Here is a 20,453-nt window from a genome sequence, read left to right as displayed (position 1 = left end):
CTCAGACGAGCCCTTCGGTGTCGTCCCGGAGTTTCGCCCCCCGGCGGAACGCCTCACCCAGCGCCGCGACGAGGAGGGCCAGCAGGAGGTATCCGCCGGAGAAGGAGAACGAGAACGCGACCTCGTCCTCCAGTGGGGTGCCGTGGACCAGCAGTTCGGTGCTGATCGCCTCCGCCAACGGCTCGAGCAGGCCGATCAGGAGCACCCCCACCGCGATGACGTGCAGCCGGGTCACGTTGCGGCGGGCGAAGACGTCGCCGTTCCGCAGCGAGCGCGCCATCCGCATCAGCTGTTCCAGGACGAGGACGAGCAGCAGACCGCCGACGATCCCGGGGAGCGCCAGGAGGAGGCGCTGCTGGAAGTCGGGATCGGCGAAGGTGAGCCGGGCCTGGTCGGTGCCGCCGAGTACCGCACCGCCGGCGGAGACCGCCTCCGGCACCCTGGTCACCCCTGATATCTCGACCGGCCGGCTGTCCAGCGGGGCGAACGGTCCCGTCACCCCCAGAACGGGGAAGAGCACTCCGAAGAGCCCGACCAGTAGGAGCGCCAGCCCCAGGGTGAACTCGAGCAGGTGCTCGTCCAGTCGGCTCCATGGCGTGTTCAGGCGCATGACGCCCCCTTCCCGTATCGAATATCGATAGTATCGATATTCGATATGTTCACTGTCAAGCCGGTTGGGCGGGAGCCTCGTTGCCGCCAAACGAGGTCAAGGTCACAGCCGCGCGGACCGCTCGCCGGAGGACGCCTCCCTTAACCTCTCCTTCATGACGGTCCAGCCCGAGGGTCTCTCCCTGGCCGCCGAGTTCCCGGAGGCATCCCGTGAGCAGTGGCAGCACCTCGTAGAAGGTGTGCTGCGCAAGACGGGGGTCACACCCGCCCCGGGGACCTCCGCGGAGGAGGAACTCGCCACCGAACTCCAGGACGGGGTGCGCACCCGCCCGCTCTACACCGCCGACGACCCGGCGCCCGATGCCGGGTACCCCGGCTTCCCGCCGTTCGTCCGCGGCGGGCGGCCCGAGGGGGCGGCCGTGTCGGGCTGGGACGTCCGGCAGTTCCACGAGCACACCGGCGCCCGGCAGGCCGCCGAGGCCGTCCTCACGGACCTGGAGAACGGGGTGACCTCGCTCTGGCTCCCGCTCGGCGGTGCCGGGTTGCCCGTGGAGGCGCTCCCCGAGGTGCTGCGCGAGGTGTACCTGGACCTGGCACCGGTGGTCCTGGACGCCGGAGCCGAGTTCGCCGAAGCGGCGGACGCGCTGCTCGGCCTGTACGAGGACCGCGGAATGCCGCCCTCCTCGGCGTTGGGCAACCTCGGCGCCGACCCGCTGGGGCTGGCCGCGCGAACCGGTCGACCGGACGCCCTGACCGGGCAGTTGGCCACCGCCGCCGAACTCGCCGCCCGGTGCCACCGCGACCACCCTGGGCTCCGCGCGATCACCGTGGACGCCCTGCCGTACCACGGTGCCGGCGCCTCCCCGGCCCAGGAGCTGGGGTGTTCGCTGGCCACCGGAGTCGCCTACCTCCGGGTGCTCACGGCGGCCGGGATGCCCCTCGACGCGGCCTGCGGCCAGCTGGAGTTCCGCTACGCCGCGACCGCCGACCAGTTCCTGACCATCGCCACACTGCGCGCCGCCCGCCGGCTGTGGTCCAGGGTGACCCAGGCCTGCGGGGCCGCCCCGGCCGCCCGGGCGCAGCTCCAGCACGCCGTGACCTCGCCGGTGATGATGACCCGCCGCGACCCCTGGGTGAACATGCTCCGGACCACCGTGGCGACGCTGGCCGCCGGGCTCGGCGGGGCCGACTCGGTGACCGTGCTGCCCTTCGACAACGCCCTCGGCATGCCCGACGACTTCGCCCGGCGGGTGGCCCGGAACACCCAGTCGGTGCTGATCGAGGAGTCCCACCTGGCCCGGGTCATCGACCCGGCCGGCGGTTCCTGGTACGTCGAACAACTCACCGACCAGCTCTCCCGGGCGGCCTGGTCGTGGTTCCAGGAGATCGAACGGGCCGGCGGCCAGCGTTCCGCGTTGGAGACCGGGCTGGTGGCCGACCGGCTAGCGGCGGGCTGGGAGCGGCGCGCCGCGGACATCGCGCACCGTCGGGAACCGATCACCGGGGTGAGCGAGTTCCCGCACCTCGCCGAGGAGGCGGTCAGCAGGCCGGAGCGGCCCGCGGCCCCCGGCGGAGGACTGCCGAGGGTCAGCCGGGACGAGGCGTTCGAAGCCCTGCGCGCCCGCTCCGACGCGTATCTGGCAGCCAACGGCAGTCGGCCCCGGGTGCTGCTGGCGGCCCTCGGGCCGGCTGCGGCCCACACCGCCCGGGCGACCTTCGCGGCCAACCTCTTCCAGGCGGGCGGGATCGAGCCGGTGCACGCCCCGGTGACCGACCCCGCCGCCGCGGCCGAAGCCCTCCACGGCAGCGGTGCGGCCATGGCCTGCCTCTGCTCCAGCGACCAGCTCTACGCCGAACAGGCGGAGGCCGTGGCGGTCTCGCTCAAGGCCGCCGGCGTCCGCCGGCTCTTCCTGGCCGGCCGACCGGGAGAACGGGAGGAGACCTACCGCGGGGCCGGGGTCGACACCTTCCTCTTCGCCGGCTGCGACGCGGTCGCGATCCTCTCCTCGGCCCTTGACGACATGGGGGTGGCCTGATGCGTGACGGAGCCGGTCGGCCGGGGCCCATCCCGGACTTCTCGAACATCGCCCTCGACGATGCCGGCGGTGAGCCGGTGACCGCCGGGCAGTGGCGGGCGGCGCTGGAGCAGAGCACCGGCAAGAGCGCCGAGGACCTGGTCTGGCAGACCCCGGAGGGCATCGGGGTGCGCCCCCTCTACACCGACGAGGACCTGCGCGGGCTCGACTTCCTGTCGACCTACCCGGGCATCGCGCCCTACCTACGCGGGCCTTACCCGACGATGTACGTCAACCAGCCCTGGACCATCCGGCAGTACGCCGGCTTCTCCACCGCGGAGGAGTCCAACGCCTTCTACCGGCGGAACCTCGCCGCGGGGCAGAAGGGGCTCTCGGTCGCCTTCGACCTCCCCACCCACCGGGGGTACGACAGCGACCACCCCCGGGTCACCGGGGACGTCGGCATGGCGGGGGTGGCGATCGACTCGATCTACGACATGCGCCAGCTCTTCGACGGCATCCCACTGGACCGGATGAGCGTGTCCATGACCATGAACGGCGCGGTGCTGCCGGTACTCGCGCTGTACATCGTCGCCGCGGAGGAGCAGGGCGTACCGCCCGAGAAGCTGGCCGGGACCATCCAGAACGACATCCTCAAGGAGTTCATGGTCCGCAACACCTACATCTACCCGCCGCAGCCGTCGATGCGGATCATCTCCGACATCTTCGCCTACACCTCGCAGCGGATGCCGCGCTACAACTCCATCTCCATCTCCGGGTACCACATCCAGGAGGCGGGGGCGACGGCCGACCTCGAACTGGCCTACACCCTCGCCGACGGCGTGGAGTACCTGCGGGCCGGGCAGGAGGCCGGCCTCGAGGTCGACGCCTTCGCCCCCCGGCTCTCCTTCTTCTGGGCCATCGGCATGAACTTCTTCATGGAGATCGCCAAGCTGCGCGCGGCCCGGCTGCTCTGGGCGAAGCTCGTCGGCCGCTTCGAGCCGAGCAACCCCAAGTCGCTGTCGCTGCGCACCCACTGCCAGACCTCCGGCTGGTCGCTGACCGCCCAGGACGTCTACAACAATGTCGCCCGGACCTGTGTGGAGGCCATGGCCGCCACCCAGGGGCACACACAGTCGCTGCACACCAACGCCCTGGACGAGGCGCTGGCCCTGCCCACCGACTTCTCCGCGCGGATCGCCCGCAACACCCAGCTGCTGCTCCAGCAGGAGTCCGGCACCACCCGGGTGATCGACCCCTGGGGCGGCAGCGCTTACGTCGAACGGCTCACCCACGACCTCGCCGCACGCGCCTGGCAGCACATCGAGGAGGTCGAGGCGGCCGGCGGCATGGCCCGGGCCATCGACGCGGGGATCCCCAAACTCCGGGTGGAGGAGGCGGCCGCGCGGACCCAGGCCCGTATCGACTCCGGCCGGCAGCCGGTGATCGGGGTCAACAAGTACCGGGCCGCCGGCGAGGAGCAGATCGAGGTGCTCAAGGTCGACAACTCGGCCGTGCGGGCTCAGCAGCTGGACAAGCTCCGGCGACTCCGTGCGGAACGGGACGAGGACGCCTGCCAGCGGGCGCTGCACGCGCTCACCAGGTCCGCCGAGGCCGGTCACCGGGCCGGCGCCGGCCTGGAGGGGAACCTGCTGGCCCTCGCCGTGGACGCGGCGCGTGCCAAGGCCACCGTCGGGGAGATCTCCGACGCCCTGGAGAAGGCCTACGGCCGCCACTCGGGCCAGATCCGTACCATCACCGGTGTGTACCGAGAAGAAGCCGGAGCGAGCTCCGGACTGGAGCGCACCAGGGCGCTGGTGGACGCCTTCGAGGGTGCGGAGGGCCGCCGGCCCCGCATCCTGGTGGCGAAGATGGGCCAGGACGGCCACGACCGCGGCCAGAAGGTGATCGCCACCGCCTTCGCCGACCTCGGCTTCGACGTCGACGTCGGGCCGCTGTTCCAGACCCCGGCCGAGGTGGCACGCCAGGCGGTGGAGGCGGACGTGCACATCGTCGGGGTCTCCTCGCTCGCGGCCGGGCACCTGACGCTCGTCCCCGCGCTGCGGGAGCAACTGGCCGAACAGGGCCGGGAGGACATCATGATCGTGGTGGGCGGGGTCATCCCCCCGCAGGACGTCGCCGCTCTGCGGGAGGCTGGTGCGACCGCCGTGTTCCCGCCCGGCACGGTCATCCCGGAAGCCGCCCACGACCTGGTGAGGTCGCTGGCGGTGGCCCTCGGCCACGAGCTGTGAAGCGATGCCTCCCGCGATCGACGTCGACGGCTACGTCCAGGGTGTACTGGCCGGATCCCGGGCCCACATAGCCCGCGCCATCACGCTGGTGGAGTCCACCCGCGCCGACCACCGCAAGCTCGCCCAGCGCCTGCTGGTCGAACTCCTCCCGCATTCCGGCAAGGCCCGGCGGGTGGGCGTCAGCGGCGTTCCCGGGGTCGGCAAGTCCACCTTCATCGACGCCCTGGGCAGCATGCTCACCGGTCTCGGCCACCGGGTAGCGGTGCTCGCCGTCGACCCGTCCTCCACCCGCACCGGAGGGTCCATCCTCGGTGACAAGACGCGGATGGAACGGCTGGCCGCCGACCCCGCCGCGTTCGTCCGGCCCTCGCCCAGCGCCGGCACCCTCGGCGGGGTGGCCACCGCCACCCGTGAGTCGATGGTGGTGATGGAGGCCGCCGGCTACGACGTGGTCCTGGTGGAGACCGTGGGGGTGGGGCAGTCCGAGACCGCCGTCGCGGGCATGGTCGACACCTTCCTGCTGCTGACCCTGGCCCGCACCGGCGACCAGCTCCAGGGCATCAAGAAGGGGGTGCTGGAACTCGCGGACGCGGTGGCGGTCAACAAGGCGGACGGGCCGCACGAACGCGACGCCCGCGCCGCGGCGCGGGAACTCTCCGGGGCACTCCGGCTGCTTCGCGCGCAGGAGGACTCCTGGACCCCGCCGGTGCTCACCTGCAGCGCCCGGGAGGGCACCGGTCTGGAGAAGCTGTGGCAGCAACTGGAGCGGCACCGCGAGGCGCTGGAACGCAGCGGGCGGTTCGCGGTCAAACGCCGTGAGCAGCAGGTCGACTGGGTCTGGGCCATGGTCCGCGACCAGCTGCTGGCGCAGTTGCACCAGCACCCGGCGGTTCGGGGGCGCGCTCCCGAACTGGAGGCGCGGGTCCGGGAGGGCACCCTCACCGCGACGCTCGCCGCTGAGCAGCTGCTCGAAGCCTTCCACACGCCTGGGGCGGAAGCCGGGGAGGTCGAGCCCGGCGGCCCCGGCCGCTGACAACCGCGTCGGTACCTCCCCGGTACACACGACGCCGGCCATGGAAGCGGACCGGCTTCGACCGCGGTGCCGGTCCGCAGGAGAGCCGGGGCTCCTATCGTTGGCTGATGCGCGCATACGATACGGACCGCCCAGCCGATCTCGACGAGGTTCGTGAGTCCTATGACCGGGTGGCCGACAACTACGTCCACATGGTGTTGACGACGGGGGTCGGCGACATCCGCACGCACCCGTGGCTCAAGGCGTCCATCGACGCCTTCGCCGACACAGTTGGCGGGCTCGGGCCGGTGCTCGACGTAGGGTGCGGACCGGGAACGGTGACCGCCTACCTCGCCGAACGCGGGCTCGACGTTTCCGGGGTCGACCTCTCACCCCGCATGGTCGAGAACGCCCGCCGCCTCCATCCGGAATGCCGCTTCAGCGTGGCCTCCGCCACCGACCTCGACCTCGGCGAAGCATCCCTCGGCGGGGTGCTGGGCTGGTGGTCGCTGTTCAACCTCCCGCGGGACGTCCTTCCCCGGGTCCTCGCCCGGTTCGCGCGGGCCCTGAAGCCGGGCGGACACCTCATCACCGCGACGCACGTCGGCGACGAGGACGTGCTGCGCACCGAGGCATACGGGGGCGTACCCGTTCGCTGGACGACACACAAATGGCGGCCGGAACGCCTGGTGGACCTGATCGAGCAGGCAGGACTCCGCCCGGTCGCCGAACTCCGGCTCCCCGCGGACGAACAGACCGGGCCGGGGGTGGTCGTCATGGCCAGGCGACCCGACTGAGGACCGGAGCATCGGCGCGCGCCTTGCCCGAGGCTTCCGGGCAACACCCGGGTGGCCTCTCCGGGTGTCCTGGCGGAGCGCCAGTGGGGGGCCGCTGCGGACCGAGGAGCCGTGGTGGGTCGGCAGCGTGCTGCTCGTCGGTCAACCCGGTCACGGCGGCCCGACGGTCGCGCGCGCAGCTCCGGGGCGGCTCGGCAAGCGGCGCTGTCTGCCCGCAGGGTGGTCCCCGGCTCCCTCCGGAGACGGGGCCGGGGTGTGGAAGACTCCGACGATGACCTTGCGCGGTCCGCGCAGCAGGCCGATCGAATGGTGAAGTCCCCATGTGGAAAATAGAGTTGGACCGGAAGCAGTGCCTCGGTGCCGGGGTGTGCGTGGGCACCGCCCCAGAGCTGTTCGCCCTGGAAGGTGGCCGGTCGTATCCGCTCCGGACCGAGATCGAGCCGAACGAGGACGCGGCCGAGGCGGCCGAGTCATGCCCGGCCATGGCCATCACCATCTGGTCGGGAGCCGAGGTGGTCGCCCCGGAGCCGTGAGCTGCCGTCAGGACGCCGGCCGGCCGTGTGGACCGCGCGGCCGGCCGGCGTCCTGACCCGTCCCGGCCGGTCCGCGGCAAGATTCCGCGGAATCGAATCTTTACGGCGGCCCGCAGCCGTGCCACGCTTCCCGCACCGACTTTCCGGTGAGGAGAGGAGGCCGTATGGGCGTCACGCGCCGCGGCGCGCTGACCGCGGCCGCCCTCGGGGTGGGTTCGGCCGCACTCGGGGGATGTGGGACCGCACTCGATCCCCGCCCCCGGGAGCGGGGCGGGGTGGCGCTCACCGTGGCCACCAACGCCGTCTCCGGCGGCAAGAACGGAGACGAAGCGGACTGGATCGCCGACTGGGTGATCCCCCGCTACCTCCGCCGGCAGCGGGCCAAGGGGATACCGGCCCGGGTGAGATTCCTCCCCAGTGGGGTGGACGACGAGCAGTACAAGATCAAACTGGCCCTCGACCTCAAAGCCCGGGCCGGGCCGGACATCATGGCCCTGGACGGCATCTGGATCGGCGAGTTCGCCCAGGCCCGCTACATAAGACCGCTGCGGGAGGTGGCCGGCCCGGAAGCCGGCAGCTGGGACGGCTGGCGGCGGATCAACGAACAGGTGCGTTCCCTCGCCCGCTTCGACGGCCAGCTCTACGGCATCCCCGCCGGAACCGACGCACGGGTGCTCTACTACCACAAGCCGCTCTTCCGCCGAGCCGGACTCACCACCGACTGGCAGCCCCGGAGCTGGCGGGAGATCCTGGACGCCGCCCGCCGGTTACGCCGCTTGGAGGGGATCACACCACTCCAGATCAACGCCGGTACCGCGATGGGCGAGGCCACCACCATGCAGGGCGTGTTACCGCTGCTCGCCGGCGCGGGCGGCCGGGTCAGCGACGGCCGGCGCTGGTACGGGGACACCCCCGAACTCCGCGCCGTGCTCGGCTTCTACCGAGCGGTCTACCGCGGCGGGCTCGGCGACCCCCGGCTCCAGCAGGAGGCCAGAGGCCGCGACAAGTCGTTCCAACGGTTCGCCGAGGGCCGGATCGGCATCCTCGCCGAGGGCGACTACTTCTGGCGGGATGTCATCGCCCCCGGGACCGGCGTCAGCCCCATGGCGCGGCGGGACCGGGACGTCGGCTACGCCCTCTTCCCGGCCCGCGCCCCGGGGGAGGGGATCGAAGGCCGTGACCACGTGAGCCTCTCCGGTGGCGGGGTGCACGTGCTCAACCCCAACACCCGCCATCCACGACAGGCATTCGAACTGCTCACCGCCTTGCACTCGGCGCCGGCCCTGCTCGCCCGACTCGGTGGAACCGCAAGGATCACCGAGCGGGACGACGTCAACGCCACCGTGCTCGGCAGGGACCCGATGCTCCGGTTCGCCGCTGCCGAAGCCCTGCCCGTGACCACCTTCCGCCCGCCGCTCGCCGCCTACCCGGAGGTGTCGCTCGCCCTCCAGGAGGCGACCGCCAGGGTGGTGGCCGGTCAGCACCCCGACCGCTCGGCCGCCGCCTACCGCAAGCAGCTGGAGGAGGTCCTCGGTGGCAACGACCGGATCGTCGACTGAGGCAGCCCCGGCCCCGACCGCCGCCGAGGCCGGGGACGCCGCGGGGCTCGGCCGCCACCGCGCCGCGCTGTTCGTCGCGCCGGCGCTCGTACTGATCGCCCTCTTCCTGGTGCTCCCCGCTCTCTGGACGCTCTACCTTGGAGCCACCGACTACCGGCTGACCGGTGTACCGGCCGTCGATCCCGGCTTCGTCGGGCTGGACAACCTCACCCGGGCGCTCGGGGACGGCGACTTCGCCCACGCCCTGCTGCTGACCCTCGCCTTCGTACTGGGCTCGGCGGTGTTCGGCCAGGCGCTGCTCGGCCTGGCGCTCGCCTGGTGGATGAGGGACCGCAAGGGCTGGCTCCGAGGAGCACTGGAAGCGCTGGTGATGCTCGCCTGGATCCTGCCGGCCTCCGTGGTGGCCTTCCTCTGGATCGCCCTGCTCGACCGGGACGGTGGCACGCTCAACGCCCTGCTGCACACCCCGGGTGCGGCCTGGCTGCTCGACCACCCGATGCCGTCGATCATCGTCTACAACGTGTGGCGGGGGACGGCGTTCTCCATGATGCTGTACAGCGCGGCGCTGGGCACCGTGCCGAAATCCCACCTGGAGACCGCCAGGCTGGCGGGCGCGAGCGGTTGGCGGCAACTGCGCGATGTCGTGCTGCCCCGGATCCGCGGGCACGTGCTGACCAACCTCCTGCTGATCAGCCTCTGGACGTTCAACGACTTCACGCCGTTCCTGATCACCGCCGGCGGGCCCGACGGGCGCAGTGAGACCCTGCCCGTCTTCATCTACCAGACCGCGCTGGCCAGCGGTCAGCTGGGCTACGGGGCGGCGATCTCGCTGCTGATGCTGCTCGTCAACCTCGTCGTCGCGGTGTTCTACCTGCGGCTGCTGGGGCGGGGGAGGAGAACGGGGAGAGCAACCACGACGGCCCGGGAGACGGCGTCATGACGGAGCGACCGGAGCCCCTGCGCGCCGTCGTCCGACTCCTCCGAGGCGTGGCGGCCTACACCCTGGTCGCGCTCGCCCTCGCCTTCTTCGCCCTCCCGCTCCTCTGGCTCGCGACCGCGCCCTTCGACCGGCACCCGGGCGTCACCGCCTCGCTGCCGCGGTTCACCCTCGACAACTTCGTCCGGCTCTGGCGCAACCCCGGTGCGGTCGAGTCACTGGCGAGCTCGGTTGTCCTCGCGGCCGGCAGCGCGCTGCTGGTGGTGGCGCTCTCCGCGTTCGCCGCGTACGCCCTCAGCCGGGTGCGGATCCCCGGCCGGGACGGACTGCTGTACGCCCTGCTGCTGCTCTCCTCCATCGTGACCGGCACCGCGGCGATGGTGCCGGTCTTCCTGCTCGCCGCCGAACTGCGCCTGGTCGACTCCTACCTCGGCGTCATCCTGGTGCTCTCCGGCGGTCTGCTCCCGGCCGCCATCTTCATCCTCAAGGACTTCACGGACACCGTCCCCCGGTCCTACGAGGAGTCGGCCCGGGTCTTCGGCGCCTCCTCGACGCGGATCCTGCTCGACATCGTCGCACCGGTCGTACGGCCCGGTCTGGCGACGGTCGGGGTGTGGACCGTGGCGCAGGTGTGGGGCAACTTCCTGATCCCGTTCCTCCTGCTGCGCTCGCCGGACAAGTCGCCGGCAGCCGTCGTGATGTACACCTTCTACACCGAGGGCGGCCAGCCCGATCTCGCCCTCATCTCCACCTTCTCGCTGCTCTACTCGCTGCCGGTGGTACTGATGTTCCTCTTCGTCAGCCGCCGGTTCGGCTTCCGGTTCCACGGAGGGATCAAGGGCTGATGGCTGACATCGACCTGAGCCGTCTGACGAAGGTCTTCCCCGGCGGTGTCCAGGCACTGAACGGCATCGACCTCACCGTCCACGACGGCGAGTTCTTCGCTCTGCTCGGACCCTCCGGCTGCGGGAAGTCCACCCTGCTGCGGACCATCGCCGGTCTGGAGACGGCCAGCGGCGGCGCCGTCCGGATCGGCGGCCGGGAGGTCACCGCGCTTCCCCCGGGCCAACGGGACATCGCCATGGTCTTCCAGGACTACGCGCTCTTCCCACACATGACCGTCACCGAGAACATCGCCTACCCGCTGAAGATCAAGAAGGTCAGCCGGGCGGAGCGGACCGCCAGGGCGGGACGGACGGCTGACGCCCTCGGCCTGGGCCACCTCGGCGAACGCCGGCCCGGGCAGCTATCCGGCGGCCAGCAGCAGCGTGCGGCGCTCGCCCGGGCCATGGCCTGCCACCCCGGGGTCTTCCTGCTCGACGAGCCGCTGTCCAACCTGGACGCCCGCATGCGGTTGGAGGCCCGCACCTTCCTCAAGAAGCTCCAGCGCGAACTGGCCGTCACCACCGTCTTCGTCACCCACGACCAGGCCGAGGCACTGGCGATGGCCGACCGGATCGCCGTCATGGACCAGGGCGGACTCCGGCAGATCGGCACCCCGGCCGAGGTCTACCGGCGGCCCACCAGCACCTTCGTCGCCTCCTTCATCGGCTCCACGCCGATGAACCTGCTGGAAGCGGAGGTCCGGTCCGACTGGATACGGGTGGCCGGCACGGATCTGCCCCTCCCGGCCGGCACCGGGGCGGCGGTCCACGACGGCGAGACCCTCCGCTACGGCATCCGCCCCGAGTACCTGCGGTGGACGGATCAGGACGAGCCGGCCGCGCTGCGCGGTACGGTGGCGGTCGTGGAGAACCTCGGCAGCGCCCAACTGGTCACCCTCGACTGCGCCACCTCCACCGTGCGGGTCGTGGTACCCGAGGAACAGGAGATCGCCCTGGGCGGCCCCGCTCGACTGGTGCCGCGCGGGGACCGGGCGCTCCTCTACCGCGACGGTGCACTGGTCTCCCCGGTCGAACCGGCCGGCGATCGGACGCCCGCGTGACAGCGGACGGCCGCACCAGGCACCGCGGCACCTGGACCATGGAGCAGCGGGCGGAAGACGCCCTGCGGCCGATGCCGGTCGAGGTGCCCGAGGGGACGGCGGCGCTCAGCGTCACCCTGGAGTACCCCCGGGCCGCCGGCGTCCTCGACCTCGGCGTGCTCGGCCCGGAGGGGGAGTTCCGCGGCTGGTCCGGAGGGGCCCGGGACCGCTTCACCCTGACCCGGGACTGGGCGACGCCGGGCTACCTCCCCGGACCGCTCACCGCCGGCACCTGGCACGTCCTGCTCCGGCTGCACCGGGTCCCGCCCGCGGGGCTGCGCTACGAACTCACGTCCACCGCCTCGGGCAGCGCCCCGGGGCCGCCCGCCGCGCCCCGACCGGAACCGCTGCCTCGGGGCGACCGGCGGGCGCTGCCTGAGGTGGACGGCGCCCGCTGGTTCGCCGGGGACCTGCACGCCCACACCGAGCACAGCGACGGCGAGCTGACGGTGGAGGAGCTAGCCCGGCTGGCGGCCGGGGAGGGCCTGGACTTCCTCGCCGTCACCGACCACAACACCACCAGCCACCACCCGCTGCTGGCGGCGGCGGGGGCCAGGCAGGGCATCACCCTGCTGCCGGGGCAGGAGGTCACCACCGACCTCGGACACGCCAACGTCTACGGCGACACCGGTTGGATCGACTTCCGAACCGATGCCGACGACTGGCTGGAACAAGCCGAAGGCGGCGGCGGGTTCCTCTCCGTCAACCATCCGCTCGCCGGCGACTGCGCCTGGCAGCGGGAGTTCGCCGGGCCCCGCCCCCGCCACGTCGAGCTGTGGCACCACAGCTGGACCGATCGCCGGCACGGCGCCCCGCTGGCCTGGTCACGGGCGTGGCGGCCGGATGTGATCCCGCTCGGCGGCAGCGACTTCCACCGGCCGGCGCAGGGCCGTCCACCGGGAGCTCCGACCACCTGGGTGCTCGCCGAGAGCTCCGACCGCGCCGACCTCCTCCGCGCGCTGGCCGCGGGGCGCACCGCCGTCTCCGCCGGTCCCCGGGCGCCGCTGCTGCTCCGTTGCGGAGCGGAACTCCTGGCACTGGACGCCGCCGACACCGTGCTGGTGCGCCCGGACGGCAACCGCCGCGTGATCCGGGCCGACCGTGCGGTGCTACCCGCCGCCGAAGGGCTCCACCGGTTGGAGACCGACAGCTGCGAGGTCATCGCCCTGTGCGCCTGACCTGCTGAGACGCCCTGGTCGGCGCACCGCGCCGTAGCGGCGCTCAGCCACTCCCGGTGCCGCCGGGCGGCTGGCAGTGCGGGCACCACACCGTGCTCCGGCCGGCGACGCGGTCACGCTCCAAGCTCGTACCGCAGCGCGGGCATTCGGCCTCCGGATCGTCCCGGTGGCCGGTCAGCCAGGAGGCGCGCGGCGGCACCGCGCCGGTGGGAACGGCGGTGCGCAGCACCCGGCGCATGTCGGTGTGGAGCCGCCGGCGCTCCTGCGGGCTCAGCTCGGAAGCCCGCCGGGCGGGGTGGAGCCGCGCCCGCCACAGGATCTCGTCGGCGAGCAGGTTGCCCAGCCCGGCGAGCACCGACTGGTCGATGAGCGTCGACTTCACACCGCCCCGGCGGTTGCCCAGCGCCTCCTCGAACTCGGCCCGGTCGATCTCCCAGGCGTCCGGCCCCTGCCCGCCCAGCACCGCGCCGACATCGCTGGTCAGCCACCAGCCCTTGAGTTTCCGCTGGTCGCGGTAGCGCAACTGGTCGTCGCCGAGAGCGAGGACGATCCGGTCGTGCGGATGGAGAGGGTCGGAGCCGCTGCGGCAGAGCAGCCGCCCGGTCATGCCGAAGTGCATCAGCAGGGTCGGCCCGGCGCTCGGAGCACCGCCCCCCGCGTCGACCGGGGCCAGCAGCCACTTGCCGTGCCGGCGGGGCTCGCCGAGCCGGTGCCCGGACAACGCCCGACCGAGCCGCCCGGGTGAGACCCCGTGCAGCACACCCGGGTCGTACACGGTGACCCCGGTGATCGCACGGTCGCGGGTGCACGAGGCGAGCACCTCGCGGAACCCTTCGACATCAGGCAGTTCGGGCACGGTCGGCACCGCCTTCTCGATTGGCTGGCGGGCTATTCGGGCGGCCGGACGGGCCGGGCGGAACCGGCGGGAAATCACCGGTCCCCCGGAAAGGAAACGGTACGACGGGGAGCCGGTGATCGCCCCTCGGGGCGAGCGGTGGCGCACGGCCGACGGGCCCGAGGGGGCAGGTCCTGAGCACCCGTCCCGGAGCGCGGTGATGCGCCGTTTTCAGCCCTTCGAAGCACGCTACGCGGGGATCTGCCCGGCGGGGCGAGACATACGGACGAAAATGCGAAATGGCTTGCGGTAAAGGCGAGTTGAACCGCGAGAGAGGAGAGCTTCTACCCAAGGGAGACAGTCAGAAAACGGTTAACCGGCGGTAACGGCCAATGGTTGGCAACCTCCAGTAAGAGGGATGGACTTGGGCTGTGTTCCCTCTCTAGAGTCCCTGTTCGAGCCCTCCTGTTGTCGGGTTTGCGGAGGATGTCATGAAAGGCAGACCTAGCACCGGTCAGAGGTGATTTCCGAAGTCATCTCCGGCCGGGACGTTCCACGTAGGGAGGGGTGGGTATGCGCTTTCAGCTACTGGGCCCGCTGAGCATCACGGACGGTCCGGACACCGCCGTCCTCCAGCCGTCGAAACCGACCAGCCTCCTGGCGGCCATGCTCCTCCATCCGGGCAACGTCGTCTCCACCGGCTACCTGCTCCGCGCCATCTGGGACGAGGAGCAGCCCGCCACCGCCCGGGCTGCGCTCCAAACCTGCGTGCTGCGGCTCCGCAAGATCTTCGCCAAGTACGGCATAGCCAACAACGCGATCGAGGCCGTGCCCGGCGGCTACCGGATGCCGGCCGACCCCGACACCCTCGACCTGCTCCGGTTCCGGGAGCTGGTCCGGTCGGCCGACCAGGTCCGCAAGGACCCCGAGGCCGAGCTGTACCGGCTCCGGGAGGCACTCACCCTCTGGCAGGGACCGCTGCTGGCCAATGTGAACTCCCGGATGCTGCACCGGGACGAGGTGCCGCGGCTCACCGAGGAGCGCATCCGGGCGCTGGAGCGCGCCTACGACATCGAACTCGCGCTCGGCCGCTGCCGCCAGGCGATGGTCGGCCTCTGGGAGGCGGCCCGGGCCCACCCGGGCCATGAGCGGTTCTCCGAACAGCTCATCGAGGCGCTCTACCGCACCGGCCGCCAGGCCGAGGCGTTCGAGGAGTACCGCCGGGTCAAGAAGCGCCTCCAGGAGGACCTCGGGGTCGACCCCGGCCCGTCGCTGCAACGTCTGGAGCTCGCCATCATCCGAGGTGACGACCTCGGCCCGGCCGCCCGGGAGGGCGCCGAGCTGGCGCTGCCGCCGGGGGCCGGGACGCCCGCTCCGGCCCCGTCCGAAGCGTTGCAGCTGACCGCCGCCCCCCAGCCGCTGCCGCCCGTCCCCTGCTTCACCGGCCGGGCGGCCGACAGCGGCGTCATCACCGGCCGGCTGCTGCGCCGGCCCCGGCCGGGACCGGCGCTGGTGGTGATCTCCGGCGCGCCAGGCATCGGCAAGACGGCGCTCGCCCTGCAGACCGCCCACCGGGTCCAGGAGGAGTTCCCCGACGGCTGCTCCGTCCTCCCCATGACCCGGCCGGACGGCACACCGCTGAGCTCCGAGGAGGCGCTCGCCGAGCTCGGCCCGCCCGCCGGCGGCGACCGGCGCGCCCTGCTCGTTCTCGACGACGTGGCCAGCGCCGACCAGGTGCGTCCCCTCCTCCCGACCGCCAGCGGCAGCGCCGTCGTCATCACCAGCAGACGGGGGCTGGCCGCGCTGGTGGCCACCCACGGCGGCCTGGTGCATCGGCTGGGCACGCTGGCGCCCGGGGAGTCGCTGGAACTCCTGGCGAACATCTGCGGACCGGAGCGCATCGAGGCGGAGCCCGGGGCGGCGCGTTCGCTGGCCGAGGTGTGCGGGCACTTCCCGCTCGGCCTCCGGATCGCGGCGGCCCGGCTGCTGATGCGCCCCGCGCTGCGGATCGCCGACTGCGCCGACTGGCTGGCCGAGGACCTGCCGGCACGCCTCAGCCTCGCTGACGACCCGCGGATGTCCGTGCCCTACGTCCTCGACGGCGCGCTGGACCGGCTGGAGCCGGAGCTCACCGAGGCCTTCGTCCGGGTCGGCGGCCACGACAGCAGCACGCTCACCGCCCGGGAGCAGGCCGACCGGCTCGGCGGCCCGGAGACGGCCGAGCGGGTGCTCGAGCGGCTGGTGGACGCCGGACTGCTGGAAGACGGCCCGCCCGGGCCGTACCGGATGCACGGACTGCTGCGTAGCTACGCGCGTCGAATGCTCCGGCACCGCGAAGACCGCCAACACCGCGAACACCGCGAGGAGAGCCGCAAGCGCTCGCCAGCTCCGCCGGGTTGACGGCCCGATCCGTCAACCCGGCGAGCACAGACCTGACCGACCGAGCGCCGGCACGCCCGCGCTCACCATCGACCGCGCCCGCTCCACCGAGCTCCGACGGCCGGCAGGCCGTCGGACCGACCAACCAGGGGTGTCACCCACATGGCCACAGCCAGCTACGAAGCAGTCGCCGCCACCCGGCCGCGCATCCGCCGGGACGTGCTCTTCACCGAGACGCCGGAAGGAGTGCTCTTCCACAACGCGGACGGCGGGTTCCGGCTGAACGCCAAGTCGGCCTACCGGTTCGCCACCCTGCTGGTGCCGCACTTCAACGGGGAGCACTCCGTCGCCGAGATCTGCCAGGGCTTCGGCGACGGGCAGCGCGCCATGGTCGGGGAGTTGGTCAAGACCCTCTACGAGCGGGAGTTCGCCCGGGACGTCCCGGCACGCGAGCCGGCGGAGGACGACGCGGCGGCTCCGTCCCCGGAGGCGGCCCGACGGTTCGCCCCCCAGATCGCCTACATCGACCACTACGCCGATGACGCGGACCAGCGCTTCCAGCGCTTCCGGCAAGCCCGGGTCGCCGTCCTCGGCGACGACCTGGTGGCTCGCTGGTGTGTGCTGAGCCTGATCCGCAACGGTTGCGAGAACATCGGCCTGCGAGCCGAGGTCCGGGACTCCGGGATCGACGCGGAGGCGGCCGAGGCGGCCGCGGACGGCTGCCCGGTGGAGCTGCGGCCCCTCCCCGCCGGGGAGGCGGGCCGCCCGGTCGGCTGGACGGATCTCGAAGGGTACGACGTCGTCGTGGTGACCGGCGGTCCGCAGACGCCGGGGCGGCTCTTCCCGCTGTTGCGGGCCGGGGTCCCGGAGGGCCGCGCACTGCTGCCCGCCTGGTCCCACGGCGGCAACGCGGTGGTCGGCCCGCTGATGGAGCAGGACACCGCCGGCTGCTGGGCCTGTGCCGCGCTGCGGCTCGGCGCCAGCGGGGACGCCTCGGCCGCCGCCGACCTGTGGAGCGGCATCGCCCTTCAGCAGAGCGCCGAGAGCGGGGCACGGCCTGGCCGTCCGCTCTCCGCGATGATCGGGAACCTGCTGGGTTACGAGATCTTCCGGCTCACCACCGGGGCGCTCCGGGCCGAGACCGCGGGGCGGCTGGTGATCCAGGACGTGGACTCCCTGGACGTCACCTCCGAACCCCTCCTCCCGCACCCGCGCTGCCCCTTCTGCGCGGAGTGCGGGGAGCGGCCCGCGGAGCCCGCCCCCGTCGACCTGGCGACGGCGGGGCAGAGCGGTCCGCAACTGCCCACCCTGGCCACCGCCCGCGACGCCGACGCCCTGGTGGAGGAGTTGAACCGCCGGTCGACGCTGGTCGCCCCGCGGGCCGGGGTGTTCACCGGGTACGCGGACGAGTCGCTCACCCAGATCCCGTTGAAGGTGGGGACGGTCCTCCTCGGCCTCGGGCACGGCGGGCGGCGGCGGATCTCCGCCTTCGACGTGCACCACGTGGCCGGCGCCCGAATCCGGGCCCTGAACACCGCGGCCCAGGTCTACACCGAACACGTCGCCCCGCAGGCCGTCCTGGAGGACGCCGCGCTGGACGAGGCCCGGAAGGCGCTGCCGGCCCTCGCGCCGGAGCTGCTGACCATCGCGAGCGGCACCTCCACCGGTGCGGAGAGCGTGGCGCAGTGGACCACCGCCGTCTCACTGCACAGCGGTGAGCGGGCACTGGTCCCCGCCGGAGCGGTCCGCACCTTCGGCCCGCACAACGCCGAGCGGCTCTTCGAGGCCACCCGGGCCGGCAGCGGAGCGGGACAGTCCACGGCCGACGCCGCCGCCGGCGGACTGCTCAGCGCGCTCGCCCACGACGCCCTGCGCCGTGCCCTGCGCGGAGCCGAGGTGACCCGGCTGCCCCTGGACGCCTCCGCGCCCGGCGTGGCCGACGACCCGGAGCTCACCTTCCTGGTCCGCTCCGCCGCCAACCTGGAGATCGACGTCGAACTGCTGGACCTGGGGGAGGGCGACCGCTCCGGGGTCCACGTGCTGCTCGCCCGGGCGGGCGACACCTGGGCCGTCGGCAGCGAACTCGGCAGGCGCGCGGCCGGCTCCGCCGCCCTCCGCGACCTCCTGGGCCTCATCCAGCTGGAGCGGGACGAGGCCGCGGCCGACACCGGTGATCCGCTGCTCCGGGACATCGCTCCGGCGACACTCGGGACGACCGCGCCCGACCGGGCGTGGGGCGCCGACGAGGCGGTGGGCTGGAGCGAGGTGCTGAAGCGGCTGGAGGCCGCCGGCCGGCGGGCCTACCTGGTGCCGACCGGCACGGCCGACCTGGCGACGGTGGACGTCCACACCGCCCGCGTCCTGCTCACCGTGGAGCCGGGCCGTGGCGAGTAACGTCCCCCGCGGCCGCTCGGCCGCCGACCCGGGCGGTGAACGGGCGTCGCTCCCGACCGGGCCGTTCCGGCAGGCGCTTGCCGAGATCGACGGCCCGCAGGTGACGGTCGTGGCGCTGGGCTTCCGGGACGAGTTCGCCGCCGACGCCGGCCCGCCCACCACGCAGGACGGTGCCGCCGCGATTCCCGTCCACCTCTACGGCCAACAGGCGATCGTCGGGCCGGTCCCCCCTCCGTCCGGCGAGGCCGGACCGGCGGCTGGCTGCCCGCGCTGCCTGACCCGGCGCTGGCAGGCGGTGCGCTCGGTGGCGCTCCGGGACGCCCTGGAACTCGGCGGCGGCACCCGGACGTCCGGGGCCTGGCCCTACGCGACGGCCTTCGCCGCCGGCGCCGTCGCCGCCCTCGTCACCGAGGCCCGCGACCGGGCCGGGGCCCACCGGAGCGCGGACCCCTTCCCCGAGGTGCACGTCCTCGACCTGGAGACCCTCTCCGTCCGCCGCTACCCCCTGGTCCCCGACCCGGAGTGCCCGGACTGCGCCTCCCCCGAGGCGGACACCGCGGAAGGCGCGCGGCTGGAGCTGCGCCCCGCTCCCAAGCACCGGCCCGGAGCGTTCCGGCTCCGGCCCATCGAGGACTACGACATCGACGTGGCCGCGTTCGCCAATCCGCTGTGCGGCGCGCTCGGCCCGTCCATCGTGCATGACGTCTCCTCCACCTCGACGTCGGCGACCATCGGCTGCTTCTCCATGCGCTCCGGCGAGTACCTCCGCGAGACGTTCTGGGGCGGGCACGCGGACAGCTTCGACCACAGCGACCGCATCGGGGTACTGGAGGGGCTGGAGCGCTTCGCCGGGATGCGGGCCCGGGGCAAGACCACCAAACTGACCGCTTCGCTCGACGGTCTCCGAGAGGCCGGCGCACAGCCGGTCGACCCACGTGAGGTGGGCCTGTACGACGAGGCGTTCTACCGGGAGAACCCCCGGGTGACCCCGTTCGCCACCGATCGGGAGATCCCCTGGGTGTGGGGCTACTCGCTCCGCGACCGACGCCCCCGCCCGGTGCCCGAGGTGCTGACCTACTACCACGCACCCGGTCTGGAGAACCGGTTCGTGCAGGAGAGCTCCAACGGGTGCGCCTCCGGCGGCTGCCTGGAGGAGGCCGTCTACTTCGGCCTGATGGAGGTCGTCGAACGCGACGCCTTCCTGCTCGGCTGGTACGGACGCCAGCCGCTGCCGGAGATCGACCCGTCCACCAGCCGCCGGCGCAGCACCCGGCACATGGTGGACCGGCTGGCCATGTACGGCTACCGGGCCCGGTTCTTCGACACCCGCATCACCTTCCCGATCCCGATCGTGACCGCCGTCGCCGAACGCTTCGACGGCGGCCCCGGGCGGATGTGCTTCGGCGCCGGAGCCGGGCTCGACCCGGAGTCCGCTCTCGACTCCGCCCTCTGCGAGATCGCCACCGACGCGGTCAACCTGCCGGGTCGCACCGAGCGCGACGAGGCCCGGCTGCGCGCCATGGCCGAGGACTTCGACAAGGTGACGGCCCTGCACGACCATCCGCTGGTGTACGGGATACCGGAGATGGGCGGCTACGCCGACTTCCTGCTGGCCGGCGAGCCCGGTCCGCTCCGGGCGGTCAGCGACCTCGGTTGGCCCGACGGCTCCGGTGAGACGGCCGGGTCCGACCTCCGGGACGACCTGGAGCGCTGCGTCGCCGCCGTCGCCGAAGCCGGATTCGACGTCGTGGTGGTCGACCAGACCCTTCCGGAGCAGCGGAGGCTCGGCCTGAACACCGTCAGCGTGCTGGTGCCCGGACTGCTCCCGATCGACTTCGGCTGGTCCCGGCAGCGCGCCCGGACCATGCCGCGGATGCGGACCGCGCTGCGTGAGGCCGGACTGCGCGACCAGGACCTCATGCCCGACCAGCTCAACCCAGCACCCCACCCGTTCCCGTGAACCCACCCG

Annotated in this window: 15 protein-coding genes; 13 read left to right on the top strand and 2 right to left on the bottom strand. The window is 72.9% G+C overall.

The annotated features are described in order from the left end of the window. Position 1 precedes the first annotated feature (1 nt). Positions 2-610 carry a DUF2975 domain-containing protein gene (locus tag BGP73_RS05175; RefSeq protein ID WP_069812279.1) on the bottom strand — a complete coding sequence of 203 codons (609 nt, stop codon included), beginning with the start codon at positions 608-610 and terminating at the stop codon, positions 2-4. A 154-nt stretch (positions 611-764) separates the two neighbouring features. Between BGP73_RS05175 and BGP73_RS05170 the strand changes: the two genes are divergently transcribed. The 10 genes from BGP73_RS05170 to BGP73_RS05125 all read left to right on the top strand — a co-directional run bounded on the left by BGP73_RS05170 (position 765) and on the right by BGP73_RS05125 (position 12,876). After that, positions 765-2,645 carry a methylmalonyl-CoA mutase subunit beta gene (locus tag BGP73_RS05170; RefSeq protein WP_069812278.1) on the top strand — a complete coding sequence of 627 codons (1,881 nt, stop codon included), beginning with the start codon at positions 765-767 and terminating at the stop codon, positions 2,643-2,645. After that, positions 2,645-4,876 (top strand): methylmalonyl-CoA mutase, encoded by a 2,232-nt coding sequence (gene scpA, locus BGP73_RS05165; RefSeq protein WP_069812277.1) that lies wholly within the window; start codon positions 2,645-2,647, stop codon positions 4,874-4,876. The genes BGP73_RS05170 and scpA overlap by 1 nt, the downstream gene beginning before the upstream one ends. Positions 4,877-4,880: 4 nt before the next feature. Then, positions 4,881-5,909 carry a methylmalonyl Co-A mutase-associated GTPase MeaB gene (gene meaB, locus BGP73_RS05160; RefSeq protein WP_069812276.1) on the top strand — a complete coding sequence of 343 codons (1,029 nt, stop codon included), beginning with the start codon at positions 4,881-4,883 and terminating at the stop codon, positions 5,907-5,909. Between the two features lie 107 nt (positions 5,910-6,016). After that, the gene (locus BGP73_RS05155) at positions 6,017-6,685 is read left to right on the top strand and encodes a class I SAM-dependent methyltransferase (protein WP_069812275.1); all 669 of its coding nucleotides are present in this window, start codon (positions 6,017-6,019) and stop codon (positions 6,683-6,685) included. A gap of 320 nt (positions 6,686-7,005) precedes the next feature. Beyond that, a complete protein-coding gene (locus BGP73_RS05150; protein ID WP_069812274.1) occupies positions 7,006-7,218 on the top strand; it encodes a ferredoxin in 213 nt (70 codons plus the stop codon). 164 nt (positions 7,219-7,382) lie between these two features. Next, a complete protein-coding gene (locus tag BGP73_RS05145) occupies positions 7,383-8,777 on the top strand; it encodes an extracellular solute-binding protein (RefSeq protein ID WP_069812273.1) in 1,395 nt (464 codons plus the stop codon). Continuing rightward, a complete protein-coding gene (locus BGP73_RS05140; protein ID WP_069812272.1) occupies positions 8,752-9,717 on the top strand; it encodes a carbohydrate ABC transporter permease in 966 nt (321 codons plus the stop codon). Before BGP73_RS05145 ends, BGP73_RS05140 begins: the two co-directional genes overlap by 26 nt. Beyond that, positions 9,714-10,559, top strand: coding sequence for a carbohydrate ABC transporter permease (locus BGP73_RS05135; protein ID WP_069812271.1), 846 nt, complete (start codon positions 9,714-9,716; stop codon positions 10,557-10,559). The genes BGP73_RS05140 and BGP73_RS05135 overlap by 4 nt, the downstream gene beginning before the upstream one ends. After that, a complete protein-coding gene (locus tag BGP73_RS05130; protein ID WP_069812270.1) occupies positions 10,559-11,659 on the top strand; it encodes an ABC transporter ATP-binding protein in 1,101 nt (366 codons plus the stop codon). The genes BGP73_RS05135 and BGP73_RS05130 overlap by 1 nt, the downstream gene beginning before the upstream one ends. Beyond that, positions 11,656-12,876 (top strand): CehA/McbA family metallohydrolase, encoded by a 1,221-nt coding sequence (locus tag BGP73_RS05125; protein ID WP_244501093.1) that lies wholly within the window; start codon positions 11,656-11,658, stop codon positions 12,874-12,876. Before BGP73_RS05130 ends, BGP73_RS05125 begins: the two co-directional genes overlap by 4 nt. Before the next feature lie 43 nt (positions 12,877-12,919). Here the strand turns inward: BGP73_RS05125 and BGP73_RS05120 are convergent, their stop codons facing one another. Then, the gene (locus BGP73_RS05120) at positions 12,920-13,732 is read right to left on the bottom strand and encodes an Fpg/Nei family DNA glycosylase (protein ID WP_069812892.1); all 813 of its coding nucleotides are present in this window, start codon (positions 13,730-13,732) and stop codon (positions 12,920-12,922) included. A 552-nt stretch (positions 13,733-14,284) separates the two neighbouring features. Between BGP73_RS05120 and BGP73_RS05115 the strand changes: the two genes are divergently transcribed. The 3 genes from BGP73_RS05115 (at position 14,285) to BGP73_RS05105 (ending at position 20,444) form a co-directional block, all read left to right on the top strand. Beyond that, the gene (locus BGP73_RS05115) at positions 14,285-16,111 is read left to right on the top strand and encodes an AfsR/SARP family transcriptional regulator (RefSeq protein WP_069812269.1); all 1,827 of its coding nucleotides are present in this window, start codon (positions 14,285-14,287) and stop codon (positions 16,109-16,111) included. Positions 16,112-16,252: 141 nt separating this feature from the next. After that, complete coding sequence (locus tag BGP73_RS05110; protein ID WP_069812268.1) at positions 16,253-18,484, top strand: TOMM precursor leader peptide-binding protein; 2,232 nt, start codon at positions 16,253-16,255, stop codon at positions 18,482-18,484. Next, positions 18,474-20,444 carry a TOMM precursor leader peptide-binding protein gene (locus BGP73_RS05105; RefSeq protein WP_374701120.1) on the top strand — a complete coding sequence of 657 codons (1,971 nt, stop codon included), beginning with the start codon at positions 18,474-18,476 and terminating at the stop codon, positions 20,442-20,444. The genes BGP73_RS05110 and BGP73_RS05105 overlap by 11 nt, the downstream gene beginning before the upstream one ends. Positions 20,445-20,453 lie beyond the last annotated feature (9 nt).

The sequence above is a fragment of the Streptomyces sp. TP-A0874 genome, assembly GCF_001748085.1.
GTDB lineage: Bacteria > Actinomycetota > Actinomycetes > Streptomycetales > Streptomycetaceae > Streptomyces.
Note: the sequence above shows the minus strand (reverse complement) of the source record. Positions and strands in the feature narration are given on the sequence as shown.

Excerpts from the sequence above, each read along its gene's own strand:
- meaB (WP_069812276.1), top strand. The coding sequence starts at position 4,881 with ATGCCTCCCGCGATCGACGTCGACGGCTACGTCCAGGGTGTACTGGCC.
- BGP73_RS05150 (WP_069812274.1), top strand. The coding sequence starts at position 7,006 with ATGTGGAAAATAGAGTTGGACCGGAAGCAGTGCCTCGGTGCCGGGGTG.
- BGP73_RS05170 (WP_069812278.1), top strand. The coding sequence starts at position 765 with ATGACGGTCCAGCCCGAGGGTCTCTCCCTGGCCGCCGAGTTCCCGGAG.
- BGP73_RS05145 (WP_069812273.1), top strand. The coding sequence starts at position 7,383 with ATGGGCGTCACGCGCCGCGGCGCGCTGACCGCGGCCGCCCTCGGGGTG.
- BGP73_RS05175 (WP_069812279.1), bottom strand. The coding sequence starts at position 610 with ATGCGCCTGAACACGCCATGGAGCCGACTGGACGAGCACCTGCTCGAG.
- BGP73_RS05155 (WP_069812275.1), top strand. The coding sequence starts at position 6,017 with ATGCGCGCATACGATACGGACCGCCCAGCCGATCTCGACGAGGTTCGT.
- BGP73_RS05110 (WP_069812268.1), top strand. The coding sequence starts at position 16,253 with ATGGCCACAGCCAGCTACGAAGCAGTCGCCGCCACCCGGCCGCGCATC.
- BGP73_RS05130 (WP_069812270.1), top strand. The coding sequence starts at position 10,559 with ATGGCTGACATCGACCTGAGCCGTCTGACGAAGGTCTTCCCCGGCGGT.
- BGP73_RS05135 (WP_069812271.1), top strand. The coding sequence starts at position 9,714 with ATGACGGAGCGACCGGAGCCCCTGCGCGCCGTCGTCCGACTCCTCCGA.
- BGP73_RS05115 (WP_069812269.1), top strand. The coding sequence starts at position 14,285 with ATGCGCTTTCAGCTACTGGGCCCGCTGAGCATCACGGACGGTCCGGAC.
- scpA (WP_069812277.1), top strand. The coding sequence starts at position 2,645 with ATGCGTGACGGAGCCGGTCGGCCGGGGCCCATCCCGGACTTCTCGAAC.